14 protein-coding genes are annotated in these 17,213 nt (G+C 43.5%); 5 read left to right on the plus strand and 9 right to left on the minus strand.

From position 1 onward, the window contains the following. Positions 1-3 precede the first annotated feature (3 nt). The 7 genes from MLE17_RS17120 to MLE17_RS17150 form a co-directional block, all read right to left on the minus strand. On the minus strand, positions 4-2,997 hold the full coding sequence (locus MLE17_RS17120) for a glycoside hydrolase family 3 N-terminal domain-containing protein (protein WP_243349945.1): 2,994 nt from the start codon (positions 2,995-2,997) through the stop codon (positions 4-6). A gap of 30 nt (positions 2,998-3,027) precedes the next feature. Further along, entirely contained in the window at positions 3,028-3,525 is a 498-nt protein-coding gene (locus MLE17_RS17125) for a metallophosphoesterase family protein (RefSeq protein ID WP_243349946.1), read from the minus strand. Further along, the gene (kdsA, locus tag MLE17_RS17130) at positions 3,525-4,340 is read right to left on the minus strand and encodes a 3-deoxy-8-phosphooctulonate synthase (protein ID WP_243349947.1); all 816 of its coding nucleotides are present in this window, start codon (positions 4,338-4,340) and stop codon (positions 3,525-3,527) included. Before kdsA ends, MLE17_RS17125 begins: the two co-directional genes overlap by 1 nt. 48 nt (positions 4,341-4,388) lie before the next feature. After that, positions 4,389-4,808 carry an endonuclease domain-containing protein gene (locus MLE17_RS17135; RefSeq protein ID WP_243349948.1) on the minus strand — a complete coding sequence of 140 codons (420 nt, stop codon included), beginning with the start codon at positions 4,806-4,808 and terminating at the stop codon, positions 4,389-4,391. Positions 4,809-4,955: 147 nt separating this feature from the next. Further along, positions 4,956-5,876: a tRNA (adenosine(37)-N6)-dimethylallyltransferase MiaA gene (gene miaA, locus MLE17_RS17140; protein WP_243349949.1), complete on the minus strand. Its 921-nt coding sequence runs from the start codon at positions 5,874-5,876 to the stop codon at positions 4,956-4,958. Between the two features lie 64 nt (positions 5,877-5,940). Beyond that, on the minus strand, positions 5,941-7,473 hold the full coding sequence (locus MLE17_RS17145) for a 4Fe-4S binding protein (RefSeq protein WP_243349951.1): 1,533 nt from the start codon (positions 7,471-7,473) through the stop codon (positions 5,941-5,943). 123 nt (positions 7,474-7,596) lie between these two features. Then, entirely contained in the window at positions 7,597-8,529 is a 933-nt protein-coding gene (locus MLE17_RS17150) for a DUF362 domain-containing protein (RefSeq protein ID WP_243349953.1), read from the minus strand. Positions 8,530-8,725: 196 nt separating this feature from the next. On the opposite strand from MLE17_RS17150, the gene MLE17_RS17155 reads away from it, so the two are divergent. From MLE17_RS17155 to MLE17_RS17165, 3 genes are all read left to right on the plus strand, one after another. After that, positions 8,726-9,028, plus strand: a complete 303-nt coding sequence (locus MLE17_RS17155; protein ID WP_243349954.1) for a hypothetical protein — start codon at positions 8,726-8,728, stop codon at positions 9,026-9,028. A 221-nt stretch (positions 9,029-9,249) separates the two neighbouring features. Next, positions 9,250-9,939 carry a hypothetical protein gene (locus MLE17_RS17160; protein WP_243349955.1) on the plus strand — a complete coding sequence of 230 codons (690 nt, stop codon included), beginning with the start codon at positions 9,250-9,252 and terminating at the stop codon, positions 9,937-9,939. A gap of 148 nt (positions 9,940-10,087) precedes the next feature. Beyond that, the gene (locus MLE17_RS17165; RefSeq protein WP_243349956.1) at positions 10,088-12,361 is read left to right on the plus strand and encodes a YCF48-related protein; all 2,274 of its coding nucleotides are present in this window, start codon (positions 10,088-10,090) and stop codon (positions 12,359-12,361) included. A 185-nt stretch (positions 12,362-12,546) separates the two neighbouring features. Here MLE17_RS17165 and MLE17_RS17170 read toward each other — a convergent pair whose 3' ends face one another. Further along, positions 12,547-14,118: a ribonuclease E/G gene (locus MLE17_RS17170; RefSeq protein ID WP_243349957.1), complete on the minus strand. Its 1,572-nt coding sequence runs from the start codon at positions 14,116-14,118 to the stop codon at positions 12,547-12,549. A 238-nt stretch (positions 14,119-14,356) separates the two neighbouring features. Further along, entirely contained in the window at positions 14,357-14,635 is a 279-nt protein-coding gene (locus MLE17_RS17175) for an HU family DNA-binding protein (protein WP_243349958.1), read from the minus strand. 159 nt (positions 14,636-14,794) lie between these two features. Here MLE17_RS17175 and mutY point away from each other — a divergent pair, with 159 nt between their 5' ends. Next, the gene (mutY, locus tag MLE17_RS17180; RefSeq protein ID WP_243349959.1) at positions 14,795-15,847 is read left to right on the plus strand and encodes an A/G-specific adenine glycosylase; all 1,053 of its coding nucleotides are present in this window, start codon (positions 14,795-14,797) and stop codon (positions 15,845-15,847) included. Between the two features lie 26 nt (positions 15,848-15,873). Further along, the gene (locus MLE17_RS17185; protein ID WP_243350001.1) at positions 15,874-17,088 is read left to right on the plus strand and encodes an S-adenosylmethionine:tRNA ribosyltransferase-isomerase; all 1,215 of its coding nucleotides are present in this window, start codon (positions 15,874-15,876) and stop codon (positions 17,086-17,088) included. The last annotated feature ends 125 nt before the right edge of the window (positions 17,089-17,213 follow it).

Here is a 17,213-nt window from a genome sequence, read left to right on the forward strand (position 1 = left end):
TTTTTATTTTACCATCGCCTTATAAATGGCTTCCTGAATTAGCGTCCGGGTATCCATTTGACTGAGCTTCTTATTCCAGCTATGCGGATAAACCCGATTGGAAAGAAAAATATAAATCAGTTTATTCTCCGGATCCACCCAAAAACAGGTGCCGGTAAATCCGGTATGACCATATGTAGAAAGCGGCGCCGAATCACCTGTTGGGCCATTACTCGGTTTAACCGGATTGGGCCTATCAAAGCCCAGACCACGACGACTATCTGAACTTTTCATTTGGGTAAACATACGGCAGGTTTCACCCGAGATAAGTTGTTCTCCACCATAACTACCTTCATTCAACCACATCTGGCAAAGTTTAGCCAAATCATTGGCATTTGAAAATAATCCGGCATTCCCCTCTACTCCACCGGCCAAAGCTGCAGTTTCATCATGAGGATAACCGACGATTAACTGGTGACGGAAAAACTGGTCATTCTCCGTCGGTGCAATTCTAAGTTTATCAAAACGTGTCAGTGGCAAGTAACCTAATGATGAAGCGCCCAATTTTGAATACAGATTCTTAGTTAAGAAGGTATCCAGCTTTTGCCCTGAAACATTCTCAACCATCATCCGTAGCAGCATGAAGTTCAAGTCGCTATATACATATTTTTCTTTGGAACCTAGTTTCGTTTTCAACAATCGCTGCATCATCTCTGCATGAAACACTGGATTAAGGTAAAAATGGTCTGCTACCTGTACGGTATAGTTTGGTCCCGGTGTTTCAGTTACAAGTTCGGTCTTGAATTTCAGATTCTCAGGAGCAAAAGCATCGTCATCCACCTGAATCGGATAGCGGGTAGTTTTTTGCTTGCTTATCAATTCGCCTTTATAGCTTTTCGGTTCAAACAGCATATGGCTGAACGGTAAATAAGCCGGTAATCCTGATTGGTGGAAAAGAGCATCCCGGACAGTTATGTTTGCTTTATCCGAACCTTTAAGAGCAGGAATAAATTTACCCAATTTATCACGCAATACATATTTATCCTGGTCATAAAGCAACATCATTGCCGGAACAGTAGCAGCGGCTTTGGTAACTGAAGCCAAATCGTAAAGGTCAGAACTCGTTACTTCATGGGTATTGGCATAATCAAAATAGCCGTAAGATTTATTGAATACGACTACGCCATCTTTAGCAACCAGAACCTGGCAACCGGGAGTAGCCTGGTTGCGAATCGCATCATAGACTACTGTATCAATCAGGTTAAGCTTCTGCGAATTCATACCGACTGTTTCAGGCAGGTCATAAGATAAACGGCATTTTTCAGTCTTTTGACCAGCCCCATAAGCATAGAGGCTATCAGCAGTTACCGGCAAAACTCCTTCTGCTTCTACTCCACCAAATAATAACTGCATGGAGTAACTTCCTGCCAAAACAGTGTTTTCATAAGCGAGCAAAACTCCACGCGCCTTCGCCACCGACTCTTCATATTGCTCCAGTTTATACGGAGAAGTAAAGAAGGTCAATATCATCTGATTATTCCGTCCCAGAGTGTTGGTGATTTGCTTAAGGCGGGCCGGATAATCGGAGCGGTCTGTATAAACTCCAACTATTATGATGTCGAACTGTTTAAGATTTTCAATGATTTGCGCCAGCTTTTCCTGTTTCGTATCATCAGTTATAGAAAACAAAGTAGTCTCTGCATAATTCTTTGACATATTCTGGAATGTCGTGTTCTCTTCACCTAAAGCCACAACCGCAATACGATTTTGGTCCAGATTCTGAAGCGGAATAATGTGCTTTTTATTCGACAATAACGTTAGTGACTTTTTCGTCAGTTTGCGGTTTACCAAATCCGCCTCACGACTATTCAGCCTTGGAGTTAGCCGGTACAGGTCAATCGGTTTGTATTCATTCAGTCCGGCGACATATTTATAAGCGAGAATTTTCTTGCATTTCTCCTCAATAATGGATTGTTTGATAGTTCCATTTTCCACGGCTTTCTTTACTGCATTAAATTCTTCAACCGGATTGGACGGACTCAAGAGCACATCAATCCCAGCAAGTAAAGCTTTTACACATGGGCTTTCTCCTTTTTGCACAATAGCTTTCATCACCAAAGCATCGGAAAAAACCAAACCATCAAAATCCAATTCATCTTTTAGTAAATCAGTCACCACATTGTGAGACAAAGATGCGGGCACAGTGTCTTGATCAATCGCAGGCAAATACAAATGACCGACCATCATTCCGGCATAACCTTTTTGGATATACTTTTTAAAAGGATAAAGTTCCAATGAATCAAGACGTGAAAGGCTCAAATGTAGCGTCGGCAATCCTAAGTGAGAATCAACAGATGTATCCCCATGACCGGGAAAATGCTTTCCAACCGAAATAACACCAACGCTCTCCAACCCACGGGCATAAGCCAATGCTGCATTAGTCACTTTCTGACGGTTTTCTCCAAATGAACGGATATTAATTACCGGGTTATTGGGATTGTTATTGATGTCAAGCACCGGCGCAAAGTTGATATGAATGCCCATCGCCTTGCATTGTTGTCCTACCAGTCGTCCGTATTCATAAATAGAGTGCAGGTCACCTCCTGCCCCAAGGGCAATATTCTTCGGGAAACGGGTAGTTCCTTCGATACGCATGGAAAGCCCCCATTCCCCATCCAGAGAGATTAAAAGCGGAATCCGGGCCTGCGACTGAAGATAATTAGTCAGTTTTGCCTGCGTCTCAACGGTAGCTTTGGAAAAAAGAACGCCACCAATCTTCTGATTCTTCACCAGACTGGCAAGTCTTTCCTGATAAGCTTTGGATTGGGTTACATCAGCCGTAATCATAAACAGCTGTCCGATTTTTTCTTCGAACGTCATTGATGAAAATACGGAATCAACCCATTGCTGCAATTTTCCGTCTTTCATGGCTTTGGCCAATAATCCGGGAGTAACCGCATGGGTGTTTAAACCAATAAATAGGAACGTTAGTAGAGAAACGGCAATTCTTTTTATCATTATCAACAGAAAATATTTTGTTTTGCGAGCCTATCCTTGCCGGCCAAGCTCTATAACTTCAAGGTCCTTAAATTCACCATTATCAATGGTAAACCTGACCAGTGTGCGCTGTACGTGAAAACCATATTTCCCCGCAGCGCCCGGGTTGATATGGAGAAGATTCAGCTTCGGGTCAAACTTTACCTTCAATATATGGGAATGACCGCAGACGAAAAGCTTCGGTGGATTCTGGAAAATCTCCGGCTTAACCTCGGGCGCATATTTACCCGGATAACCACCGATGTGGGTAATCCAGACATCAGCGCCTTCGAGCGTGAATCGCTGGTCTTTGGGAAACATGCGGCGAATCTGTTGCCCGTCGATATTTCCATATACCGCACGCAAAGGCTTGATTGCAGCCAACCGATCAGCCACTTCTACCGAGCCAATATCTCCTGCGTGCCAGATTTCATCACATTCCCTGAAATAGTATTCGTATTTATCATCCCACCACATGTGGGTATCAGAAAGCAAACCTATCCTTACCATCAGAATTTGTTGATGGTTTGACGGATGGCTGTCAGGCGGGTCAATACTCCTTCTAGCAAATCCAACTGAAGCATGTTAGCTCCATCCGATTTGGCGTTTTTAGGGTCGGGATGTGTTTCCATAAAAAGGCCATCCACTCCAACGGCAACACCTGCACGGGCAATGGTTTCGATAAGTTGTGGTTTACCACCGGTCACGCCACTGGCCGAGTTGGGTTGTTGCAACGAGTGGGTAACATCCAGTACCACCGGATAGCCAAAGCTTTGCATCTCAGGAATACCACGGTAGTCCACAATCAGGTCGTAATATCCGAATGTCGTTCCACGGTCAGTCAGCATCACATTAGGATTGCCTGCATCCACTATTTTCTGTGCGGCAAACTCCATTGCAGCCGGTGAAAGAAACTGGCCTTTCTTGATATTGACACAGCGTCCCGTCTCGGCAGCAGCAATCAGCAGGTCCGTCTGACGGCAAAGGAAAGCGGGAATCTGAAGTACATCAACGTATTCAGCTGCCATCTTCGCTTCATCAGCCGAATGAATATCCGATACTACCGGAATGCCAAAGGTTTCGCTCACTTTGCGCAATACCTTCAACGCTTTTTCATCGCCGATTCCGGTAAATGAATCATTACGTGAACGGTTCGCCTTGCGGTAAGAGCCTTTGAAAACATAGGGGATATTCAGCTTATCGGTTATTGTAACGATGCGTTCGGCAATTTCCATTGCCATGGTTTCGCCTTCGATTACACACGGTCCGGCAAGCAGGACAAAATTATTGGATTCTTTGTGTTTGAGATTTAATGATGGATACATGGCGTAATTTGTGTATGTGGTTTGTATATTTTTTAGCTATAATAAATTCTAAAGCAAATGGTATTCAGAATTCCCCTCCTCGGAGGGGTTAGGGGTGGGTTCTTGTTTTGTGTTTTGAATCCACGATTCAATAGTCCTCAGAACATTATTCATGTTATGCTTGACCTCAATATCGTCAAAGCGAAGAAACGTAACCCCTTCTTTTTCAAGTTCAGATTGTCGTAGTTTATCTTGTTCAAATTTAAAGTCGTGACTATCTCCATCAACTTCAATGGCTAACATTAAGTCTTTGCAATAAAAATCAACTATATAATTGAGCATTGGACGTTGTCTGTCAAAATCCATTCCCAGCATTTTCTTCTGCTTCAGCTCATCCCACAATAACACCTCCGAAAGAGTCATATTCTCCCGAAGCTGTTTTGCCAGTACTTTCAAGTTAGGATTGTATGGAATGATTTTTCTTCTCATTGATTATATAAATCAGTTTAGAGTATCAGAGTTCCCCTCCCGGGAGGGGTTAGGGTTGGGTCCTGTGAAATATTTACCCACCCCCGACCCCTCCTAGGAGGGGAGTTTGGTCACATTATATTTCTGCAAATTGCCTTGTTTATCCCCTCAATCCCTTCCAAGGAGTCCCTTCACCCGCTCAATCTTCTCCTCCATCGGCATAAAGGCATCGAGCCAATGAATGGAGAATCCGCGGCGTTCCATGCCCCTGAACCAGGTCATTTGCCGTTTGGCAAACTGATGGATGGCGATTTCAAGCTGGGAAAACATTTCATCGAATGAGATTTGCCCGGTTGCATAAAGCGTCAGGTATTTGTATTCGAGGCCGTAGTAAATCAGGTCTTCGGCAGAAATACCTGAATCAAGCAGTCGCTTCACCTCATCGACCATCCCGGCATCGAGACGGCTTTTCAGGCGACGGGAGATCTTTTCCCGACGAGCCTCGCGTTCTATATCCACACCGATAATCAGGCTATTGATCGGTGCAAATTCATTCACATCGGGAGCCTGATTAAGGTAATATTCTTCGATCTCGATGGCACGGATGGCACGTTTCACCGTATCTACATCGGTAGTGTTGTGAAGGTCCTTATATTGCTTCAGCATTTCGGTGAGTTGCTCCAAAGAATGCCCGCTCAAGCGTTCGCGCAATTCGGTATTCTCAGGTACGGCCAGCAATTTATATCCCTTCAACACCGACTCGATATACATGCCGGTACCTCCGCACAGGATAGGCAATTTACCCTTTTCTTTGATTTGGGAAAATGCTTCGGCAAAGTCGTGCTGAAACTCGAATACGTTATACTTCTCCCCTGCATCGCAAATATCAATCAGGTGATAGGGAATTGGCTTTCCGTTTACAGTGTAATCCTCCAGGTCTTTTCCCGTGCCCAGGTCCATTCCACGATAGACCTGACGCGAATCGGCGCTGATGATTTCCGTATCAAGATCATAAGCCAGCGCAGCAGCGAATGGCGTTTTACCCGAGGCGGTCGGGCCTAATATGGTGATGAGTTCGTATTTTTCCATAATAAAAAGTCCTGAGCCTCCCCTATTTGGGAAGCTCAGGACAAAATTACGAATATCAGTCTGTTTAGAACCCGAAATTGTCTATCTTTTTCTCAAACTTTTGTGCATCTTTCGGCTTTTTAGCCTTCACCTGCACGCTGTTTCCCTCCACATAGATGGCCTGGTAAGGGCGAACCGGACAGATTGATTCGCATCCGCCGCAACCAATACAGAGGTCGGGAGTCACCTGCGGGATAGTCAACCCGTTTTTGTAGGGAATCATGTGAACGGCTTGCGTCGGGCAATGTTCCGAACAAGCGCCGCAATCTTTCTCATCGGTATAGACCACACACTTGTGTTTACGGAAACGGGCAATCCCCATCTGCGTGACGCGCTTTTCCTCTACTGTCAGCTTCGTCAATGCACCGGTCGGACAAACCTCAGAACATATTGTACAATCCTGATTACAATATACGTGCGTGGAAAAGGCAAGTCGCGGCTGCATAATCCCACTGATACCGTATTCAAGGGCAGCCGGTTTCAGTACATGCATAGGGCATTTGCTCACACAGAGCTGACAGCCGGTGCATTTGGTATTGAAATGCTCAAGATGGCCGGCTCCCGGAGGCATAATGGGTTTGCGGGAGAGGATTTCGTCCTTTTTACCGGTGAGGGTCTCGGCTTTGGCGGTCGCAAGGGCTGCTACCACGGCTCCGGAGGTCAGCATAAAGGTGCGACGGCTACTGTTGATTTCCGAAACGGGAGCTGCCTCCTGCTTTTTACCATAGCGAAATGCGTATTTGACACCTCCTTTTTTGCAAACGGAGAGACAGTTGAAGCAACTCACACAGCGTGTCTCGTCCACCGTCATTGCCATCGAATCGATGCACTGGGATTTGCAGCGCTTTTCGCAGGCACTGCATTGGGTGCAGGAGGATTTCTCGATTTCAATTTTAAACAATGAGAGTTTGGATAATAGTCCGAGGAAAGTCCCCACCGGACAAACCGTATTGCAATACAACCGCCCCCGAAACCACGACATGACTGCCACTATCACAAAAAAGACCGAAGTAATAATAAACGGTATCACCACAAAGGCGTTTTGAGACACGCCGTAAATCACATAAATACCTTTTTTGATGAACAATGCCGAGAAGCCGTTATTTGCCCATATAAAAAGCGGGCGAAGGAGTTGCGTAATGATGCGGCCGAAGATACTATACGGGTCGAGCCACACCACCACCGCGCTACTGCCCAGCAAAAAAACAATCACGGTCAGCGCAAGCAGGCTGTAACGCAGAATATTATTCGGTTTACGGTAGTCAAAGCGGTAACGTCTCCCCTTTTTCTTAAACCAACGCGACTTCCAGGCTGCAATGTCCTGAAAAACGCCCAAGGGGCAAATCACCGAGCAATACAAGCGCCCGAACAGCAGGCTTAAGACCAGAAGGAAACCCACCACTCCCACCTGGACAGACATCAGCGCGGGAATCCATTGCATTTGCAGCAATTTATGCAGGAAAAGGGGCAGTAACCCCGTGAAATCAATAAAAAAAAGCAGAATCGGCAGGAAGAAAAGAATTGCCAGTAATCGTCGAATGTGTTTAAGGGTTTTCATGAACATTAAAATGATAAGTTTTATAGAAACTATCAGCACAAAGATGCAAAAACGCGTGTCACTTTGCGCCTTTGCATCTTTGTGCTGAGTTTGATTATCGTTCTGTTAGATGCCTGAAGCCCCTTATAGTTTAATCCGTTTTACATTTAATTTCTCCAGATGTTGCGTACCCACTTTGAGTTGTTCGGCCAGAGCAACGTAGCGCACATCCGCCAAATTGGTCTCGCGAATCTGGTTAAACATCTTGATGGCCGCTGTATCCACAGCCACGAAATCGTGCGACACGAGCAGCGATTTCATCATCACCGCATCGGATTCCGACTTGCCTTGCGGACCGTTGGATTTCATCGCGCGGTAAGCGTCCACGATGTTCAGCACCGGTTTCTTGTGGAAAGTAGCACAGTCGGCGATGCACTGGTGAAGGTCATTGCGATGCCAGTATCCGCGGTCCCACACGATACCCATCATATTTTTCATGGAGATAGACATCTTTGGCCCGCCGTGATGCTTGAGCACCGGCACATTAAACCACACGTCGCAATCAAGAATGGCTTCATGCACTTTAATCTTTTTCAGATTCACGCCATGCGGCAAATCCGCCTCGCGATACATCGACTCATCGTTGCCGGGGATAATCTTACCACCCGCAGCCTTCACCGCAGCCTCGATACCGCTGGCCTCGTAGCACTTCTGCCAGTTGTCGCACGTATGATCAAACACCAGCACCTGCTTCGCTCCCGCTGCCAGACACTGTTTCACCAACGCACCCACCAGTTGCGGATTGGTATTGGCGGCCATCTGCGGAGTACGATCCCAACCGATATTGGGCTTAATCACCACCTTCTGGCCCTTCTTTACAAACTTCTGTATTCCGCCCAATTCCTTGAGCGCCCGGATAAGCATCACTTCGGGTTCGCCGCCCATCACCGCCACCAGGTCGGGGGATGAAGCCACGGTCAGTTCGTTTTCGGTCACCACGTTAGCCAACGATTTCGGACTAAACAGGGTCGCGATTCCTGCCAGAGCAGCCGTCTTGAAAAAATCTCTTCGTTTCATGGTTGTTTATATTAAATGTTTTCAGAAAATAAAGTCTTGTGAGTTGAATGCAGTACTTTGACAATCAAACTATCTGCATCGGGAGAAGAAGCCCAAAGATATTGATTTTAAAGTAAAAACGGAATAGGAAGCCACGATAAATATCATCCTGAACAGTATCAATGGCGCTTATTCTCAAATAAAAACGATTTTCGCATTGCAAAATACCATCCCGGACAACACAAATACCACCTTGGGTGATATAGATGTAATCTTGACTTTGCAAAATGCCATCCCGGGCGACACAGATGCCATCTTGAATGATATAGATGTAATCTCAGGATGCCAAAATGCCATCTTGTTTCATATAAATGCCAACTTGGGCGACATAGATGCAATCTTGACATTGCAAAATGCCATCTCGGGGGACACAAATGCCATCTTGGGTGATATAGATGTAATCTCAGGATGCCAAAATGCCATCTTGATTCATATAAATGCCAACTTGGAACAGAAATAAAGGAATTCAATCTTTTCAAATTTCAGCTCAACATATTTTTCCGGCTATTTCCAGTATAGATTTCACAGTTCTGCAAACATACTTTTAATATATCCACCTATAAAATCACTCAAATTATCAATTTTACACATCCAAAATTTGCAAAAGCCGGAAAGTATTTCAATATTTGCGAATATAAAATAATCAATTTTCAATATACACATCTCTTAAATTTCAAAAACATGACAAACAACCAAACCAACCAGTTTAACATGCAAGAGCGTGTAGAACAGTTTTTCACAACAAAGCATGAGACCATCAAGGATATCCAGCCTATTGTCTCTGCGCACTCCGAATTACAAAGCAATACGGTTGAAATCCGAAGCCTGATTCAGTTAATTGAGTCCACAAAAAGCCTGACCTCGACCAAAAATAATCTGGAAGAACGAATTATCAATGGCATTTTGAAACTGGCCGGAGCATTCGCCGCACATGCCGCAGCCACCTCTGACGAAAAGCTCGCATTATTGGGAGCCGTCAGCCCGACCACGATTAAAGGATTGCGTAACACCAACTTGATAGACACTGCCCAGAAATATGGCGATACAGCAACCCCTATCGTTACCTCACTCGTCACTTGGGGTGTTTCTCAAAGTGATGTAGATTCTCTTTTTACCGACAAACAAGCTTTTCAAAAGAGCATCGGCGAAATAGGTAACCAGCAAGGCTCAAACAGTGCCACAAACGATCAAATCAGGAGCAAAATATCAGACAACCAAGACCTGCTCAAAAACAAGGTGGACAAACTGATGCTCCCGTTCAAGACCACCAATCCCACTTTCTACAGCGAATACCAGTCCGCTCGCCAGATCATCGACCTCGGAGGTTCGCATTCCAACTCAAAAGATACGCCTGATACGCCACAAGCTTAACGCTTGTCTGTTCCAAATGAAATAACCCCATCAAGCCTATGGTTAAAACGCCATGGGCTTGATTATTTGAATAGGAACTAACTATTTATTCGTCATAATACAACATTAAGATGTGCAGAGTCAGCACAATAAAAACTGACAACCACCTATGATAAAGAATTACTTATTAAGCATTGTGTTGGCTTGTAGCATAGCCTTTACGATGCAAGGGCAAACAATGGAAACTGCAACTTACTCTCTTGAATGTTCAGGTTCTATTCAATTAAAGCCATCTCTTAGCTGGACAAAATTATCAAGTGGAACGACCAAAAGTCTGAAGCAGATTCTATTTATAAATAAAGATATCGGTTTCGCTATTGGCGACTCTGGACTGATTCTTAAAACAACAAATTCAGGTAATTCATGGATAAAAAAAGACACATTACACTATGACCCTTCATGCCTGAAATCAATCTTCTTTGTAAACAAAGATACGGGCTATATCGTCGGAACTGAAAATATCAGGAAAACTACCGATGGAGGAGAAACCTGGAAACATATTTCAGGCTTATCTGGAAATTCAATTTGGATGACTTCGGCCAACACCGGATTTGTGGGTACAAATAATGGTTTGTATAATATAACAGACAATGGCGACACATTGAATGTGGGCCAAATAAGCAGCACCTCCATCACTATCAATTCCGTTTATTTTAGTTCCCCAACTAATGGATACGCAGTTGGAGCAAATGGGATGTTTTATAAAACAACCAATGGTGGTACTAGCTGGGCCCATAAAACATGCAATGTTACTAACAACTTAAGAGCTGTTTATTTCACCGATGCAAATAACGGATACATCACCGGAGAGTCTGGCATATTTTTAAAAACATCAAATGGCGGTAATAGCTGGACATCAAAAACATTTTCCGATTTAACTACCGGATATTCCATATATTTCACTTCACAAGATACTGGATATATAGTATCCTCAAAAGGGTACCGCTATAAGACAACAGACAAAGGAGAGAATTGGGTTATTAAAAGTATTGGACTCCCTGATAGCACCAATCTTCAGTCTATAACATTTACAGATCCTAAAACAGGGTACATCGTTACTGATAGAGGAGCGATTTACAAATTTGATGGCAATGGTACTTATTCATGGTCTTCATTATTACCGACAGATAACCTTTATCTCAGTGCCACTAACATTGAAAACCCTATTGCATCCCCTACTCAAACCATAACCTACAAGCTTACTTTTACCAATAGGCAAAATATTACAACAAAATACGGCATCAAGGTAATTGTCAATCAGCTAAGCGTAAATGCCGGCGCCGACCAGACTACCCAATGTGGAGGAACGGCTCAATTAGGTGTAACCGCCAACTACTCAGGAGGTGGAACATTTAAGTACAAATGGACCCCATCTACCGGACTTAGCAATGACACTATCGCCAATCCGGTTGCCTCTGTTACAACCAACACCACCTACACAGTCACCGTGTCAAACTCTAAAGGCTGCACCTCCAGCGATCAGGTACAAGTCAACTTAACACCAATAAGCAGCCCAACACTGGGAATTGTAACCGCAAACAGCTCAAATAACAACGTCATCGCCTGGAACAGGCCATCATCAACTACTATCGACTCTATCTGCGTTTACAAGGAAACGAACGTGACCAATGTTTATAAAAAAATCGGCTCGGTAGCCTATTCCGCACCAAACCAGTTCGTGGATTCACTTTCAAACACCAGTGTTCAATCAAACAAATACCGGATTTCGCTGAAAGACCACTGCGGTTTTGAATCAGCTCAAAGTGATCCGCACAAATCCATGCACCTCGCCATCAACCAGGGCGTGAATGGCTCGTGGAACCTGATCTGGGAAGCATACTCGGGATTCACCGTTTCAACCTATAACATTTACAGAGGAACAAACGCACAAAATGTCGCCCTGATCAATTCGACTTCAGGAAGCAATACACAGTTTACCGACCTGACCGCTCCGTCCGGCAATGTCTATTATCAGATTGAGGTAATCAGCCCCTACTCTATCTTTGTCGATAAGCAAGCAACCGCACAAAGCGCAAGCCTCTTAAAATCGGCAACAGCCAGCACTTACCCTGCGCTTTATTACTCCTCTCGCTCAAATGTTGCGACAAACAACACTGCCGGAATCGCAACAACCACATCTGGCGACCTACTCTCGATTTACCCTAATCCGGCAAAAGACAACATCCGGATATCGACAAATAGCCAGAATGGAGATGAAGCAATCATAAACATCTACAATACGACAGGCTCTCTGGTTAAATCGGATATCCTGGGTCTGCCTGATCAATCTTACGACATCAGCAGTCTGAGCAACGGCATCTATATCCTGGAACTCAAATCCGGAAATATCACCTATAAGAAACGACTAATCGTCAATAAATAAAAATACAAGGGTGTTCATTTTAAAGTGAACACCCTTTTTATTTCAATTCTAACATCATCGCAAAGACAGTTTCTTTTCGAAAATCCGCTCAGCAATACCGCATAAAAAATCCCGAAGAGACAATTCTCTCCGGGATTTTCAAAAGATCAACGATCTTAATTTCGTACTAAACCTGAAAAATTCAATTATTTAATTTCGATTTCCTCTTTCAGGTCGATTTCGTTTTTGTCGGAATCAATAAAACGATATTCCAAAAGCGCCAGACTTTGGTTCGGAATAATCCGCAATCCAAAGCTGTATGAACATCTCCATCTCCATTTCAATGAGAAGAATCCCTGATTAATGAACGAAGCCACATAAGGGTGAACATGCAATGAAAAAGTCTTCACCTTCAATTTATTCACCAGATAATCTACCTTACGTTCGAGCATATCGGTAAACAGGATCGATGGCTTGATAGTGCCGTTTCCAAAGCAAACCGGGCAGGTCTCCGTCGTGGTAATATCCATATTCGGACGAACACGTTGGCGGGTAATCTGCATCAGGCCAAATTTACTCAACGGCAGGATGTTGTGTTTCGCTTTGTCTTTCGACATAGCCTCACGCATCACCTCATATAGCTTCTGACGGTTCTCACCCTCCTGCATATCAATGAAGTCCACCACAATAATACCACCCATATCGCGCAGCCTCAACTGGCGGGCAATTTCCTGTGCTGCAGCGCTGTTTACATCCAGGGCATTTTCTTCCTGCCCTTTTCCGGATTTCGAACGGTTACCGCTGTTTACGTCAATTACATGAAGCGCTTCGGTGTGTTCGATAATCAGGTAAGCGCCACTCTTGAAAGTCACGGTTTTCCCAAACAGAGACTTAATCTGCTTGGTGATACCGAAATTATCAAAGATCGGCAGGTTTCCCTCGTAAAGCTTTACAATATCCTTCTTCTCCGGAGCAATCATCTCCACATACTCCCTGACCTGGTTGAATACATCCGGATCATTGACGTGTATGCTTTGGAATGAAGGGTTAAAGTTATCACGCAACAAAGCCCCCGTACGACTGGTCTCTTCGAAAATCAGCGAAGGAAGTTTGGCGCGTTGTAGTTTCACCACACAGTCCTCCCAGCGTTTAGCCAGCATTTTAAGCTCATCGTCAAGCTCAGCAATCTTCTTACCTTCAGCCACCGTACGCACGATTACCCCAAAGTTTTTCGGTTTAACGCTTTGAACCAACTGCTTCAGACGCTGACGCTCTTCTGACGATTTGATTTTCTGCGAAACCGATACTTTATCGGCAAACGGGATCAACACCAGATAACGACCGGCAAATGAAATTTCGGCAGTAAGCCTGGGGCCTTTGGAAGAAATAGGTTCTTTGGCGATTTGCACCAGAATTTCCTGTCCGCTTTTGAGCAGTTCCGTAATGGCACCGTCTTTATTGATTTCAGGAAGTAGCTGGAATTTTGAGATGGAGAGAGTTTTCTTGCGGTCGGAAATAGTTTGTCTGAGAAACTTGTTTTGGGATGCGAAGTTTGGCCCCAAATCAAGGTAATGGAGAAAAGCATCTTTCTCGTATCCGACATCAACGAACGCAGCATTCAATCCGGGCATCAGCTTCTTCACTTTTCCCAGATAGATATCACCCACAGAGAACGAAATGTTCTGCGCCTCTTTTTGCAGCTCTACCAGATTTTTATCTTCCAGAACCGCAATCGAGACCTCTTTCGGGGTAACGTCAACGATGAGTTCGCTATTCACAATGTTTGAATTTAAGTATGATACAATATACAAAGAACAAACTTATGTTGAAACCACATGAAGTTTGTTCTTTGTTGATCTTGCTGGATTGAAAAAATCAGACTAAATTATTTTTTCTTTTTGTGTCTGTTTTTTCTCAATCTTTTCTTACGCTTGTGCGTAGACATTTTGTGTCTTTTTCTTTTTTTACCGCTTGGCATAGTCGTAATTTCTTTAGTTATTAATAAATAGTGTTGACTTATTCTCCTTTTACAGTGTCCATAAACGTTTTAGCCGGTTTGAACGAAGGAATGTTGTGTTCCGGAATAACGATGGTAGTATTTTTAGAGATATTGCGAGCTGTTTTTTGAGCTCTTTTCTTGATGATGAAGCTGCCGAAACCTCTCAGGTAAACATTATCTTGTTTAGCTAAAGAGTCTTTTACTACATCCATGAAAGATTCAACTGTTGCCAAAACAGCCGCTTTCTCAATCCCTGTTTTAAGGGAAATCTCGTTTACAATATCAGCCTTTGTCATATATGATTAAATTAATTTGTGAGTTCAATTCAGTTCCTAAAATTTTGGACTGCAAATATATACCATTTTATCAGAACAGAAAAACCAGTTCCTCTTTTTTTTGCGGAAAAACCTGATTTTCTTCGATTTGTGTGTATTTTTGGAAAAAAATTTGTATGGATGACTAACACTATATTTTCAAAAACCCTAATCAACTGGTATATAGGAATTAAAAGGGAATTACCCTGGCGGAAAACGAAGAACCCGTATCGAATCTGGATCTCCGAAATTATACTTCAACAAACAAGAGTAGCTCAGGGATATGACTATTACATCCGGTTTATAAATCGTTTTCCCGATGTAAAATCGCTCTCAGAAGCCCCCGAAGATGAGGTTCTCAAATATTGGCAGGGATTGGGATACTACAGCCGGGCGCGCAATCTTCATACCGCAGCCCACCAGATAATAAAAAAGCACAATGGCATTTTCCCAATCTTGTATAAAGATGTTCTGGCATTAAAAGGCGTTGGTGAATACACAGCTGCAGCAATCTGTTCATTTGCGTTTAATCAACCTTATGCCACGGTCGATGGAAATGTTTACCGGATACTGTCACGATTATATGATATAGACTTACCGATTGACAGCAACGAAGGAAAGAAATACTTTGCCGTTCTGGCTCAACAACTGCTATCAAAGAACGATCCGGCGACGCACAATCAAGCGATGATGGAGTTTGGAGCAGTACACTGCCTGCCTAAAAATCCCGCATGCAACGAATGCCCTTTTCAGGAAAAATGCATCGCTTTTGCAAATGGGTCAGTTATACAACGCCCGGTCAAGCAACAAAAAACAGAAGTAAAAAACCGCTATTTCAATTACTTTCACATCCGCTTAGGCGAAAACATATTGTTAAACAAACGCACCGGCAATGATATCTGGAAAAACCTTTATGAATTTCCGCTGATTGAAACCTCCGAAAAACTGGAATTTAATTCTCTTTCGTTATCAGAGGATTTTCAAAAAATGTTTTCCGGTATCAATAACATCTCATTCTCATTGAAACAAAGAGACATTATCCATGTCCTTTCCCATCGCCGGATTATTACAAATTACTATGAAGTGACTGTTTCGGGGCTGAATGATTGTCTAAAGCAGTATCTTTGCATCCCAGAAAAAGAATTTGAAAAATACGCTGTATCACGATTAGTCCATTTGCTAGTCAGCGAGTAGAAATAACATTTGCATTGAAATACGAAATGAATCATCCCCGCCATATCCGTATAGAAGAGTACAATTACAATCTTCCCGACGAACGAATTGCGAAATTTCCATTATCGGAGCGAGACCAGTCAAAACTGCTTCTGTATAAAAAAGGAGAAATCAGCGAATCTAACTTTGGTAATCTTCCCGAGTTCCTTCCGGAGAACGCTCTTATGGTGTTTAATAACACCCGTGTTATTCAGGCGCGGCTTCATTTTTATAAAGAAACCGGAGCTTGTATCGAAATCTTCTGCCTGGAACCGATTGCCCCGGCTGACTATGCCATATCTTTCCAATCTTCAGGAAAATGCACCTGGCTTTGCATGGTTGGTAATCTAAAAAAATGGAAGTCCGGCCAACTGAAACTCGATATTGCAACAGACAACGGCACTACAGCTCTATTCGCTGAAAAGATAGCCACAAAGGGCAATACACACGAAATTCGTTTTACCTGGGAAAATTCAGAGATTACATTTGCCCAAATACTGGACAGTGTAGGCGAATTACCCATCCCCCCCTACCTGAACCGCGATACGGAAGACAGTGATCTGGAAACTTACCAAACCGTTTATTCTAAAATAGAAGGCTCGGTAGCCGCCCCAACGGCAGGGTTGCATTTTACAGAAAAAGTATTCGAAGAACTGGAAAAAAAAGGGATCGAACGAGCGGAATTAACACTACACGTAGGTGCCGGCACTTTCCAGCCTGTTAAAAGCGAATTGATTGCCGATCACGAAATGCATACCGAATTTATCACGGTGAAACGGTCGTTGATAGAGAAATTACTATCGGAACGACCGGTAATTGCAGTGGGAACAACCTCTGTACGCACACTGGAAAGCCTCTACTACATCGGCTGCTTGCTGGAATTTCGCCCGAATGCAACTGCCGAAGGATTGATGGTACGCCAATGGATGCCATATGACCAAACCTGGACACTAACAGTTGAGCAATCTCTTACAAATATTATCAATTATCTGGAGCGTCAAAATAGCGACAAACTGGTAACATCGACACAAATCATGATTGCTCCGAGCTACCAATACCGAATTGTAAAGGGCATTGTGACAAATTTCCACCAACCGACAAGCACATTATTATTGCTGGTTTCCGCTTTCGTGGGAGAAGTTTGGAAAAGAATCTATGATTATGCATTATCGCATGACTTCCGCTTCCTGAGCTATGGAGACAGCTCATTACTTCTACCGTAACTTTCTAGATGACGATGTATCTCTTGGCACAACAAAGTAATCACAACATAACAAAAACAGCATTACTTTTAGAAAATAACAAGCCCCGGTTCAAAGATCTGAGCCGGGGCTATATATTGCATAAA

The sequence above is a fragment of the Parabacteroides sp. FAFU027 genome, from assembly GCF_022808675.1.
In the GTDB taxonomy this organism is placed as follows: Bacteria; Bacteroidota; Bacteroidia; order Bacteroidales; family UBA7332; genus CAXXIC01.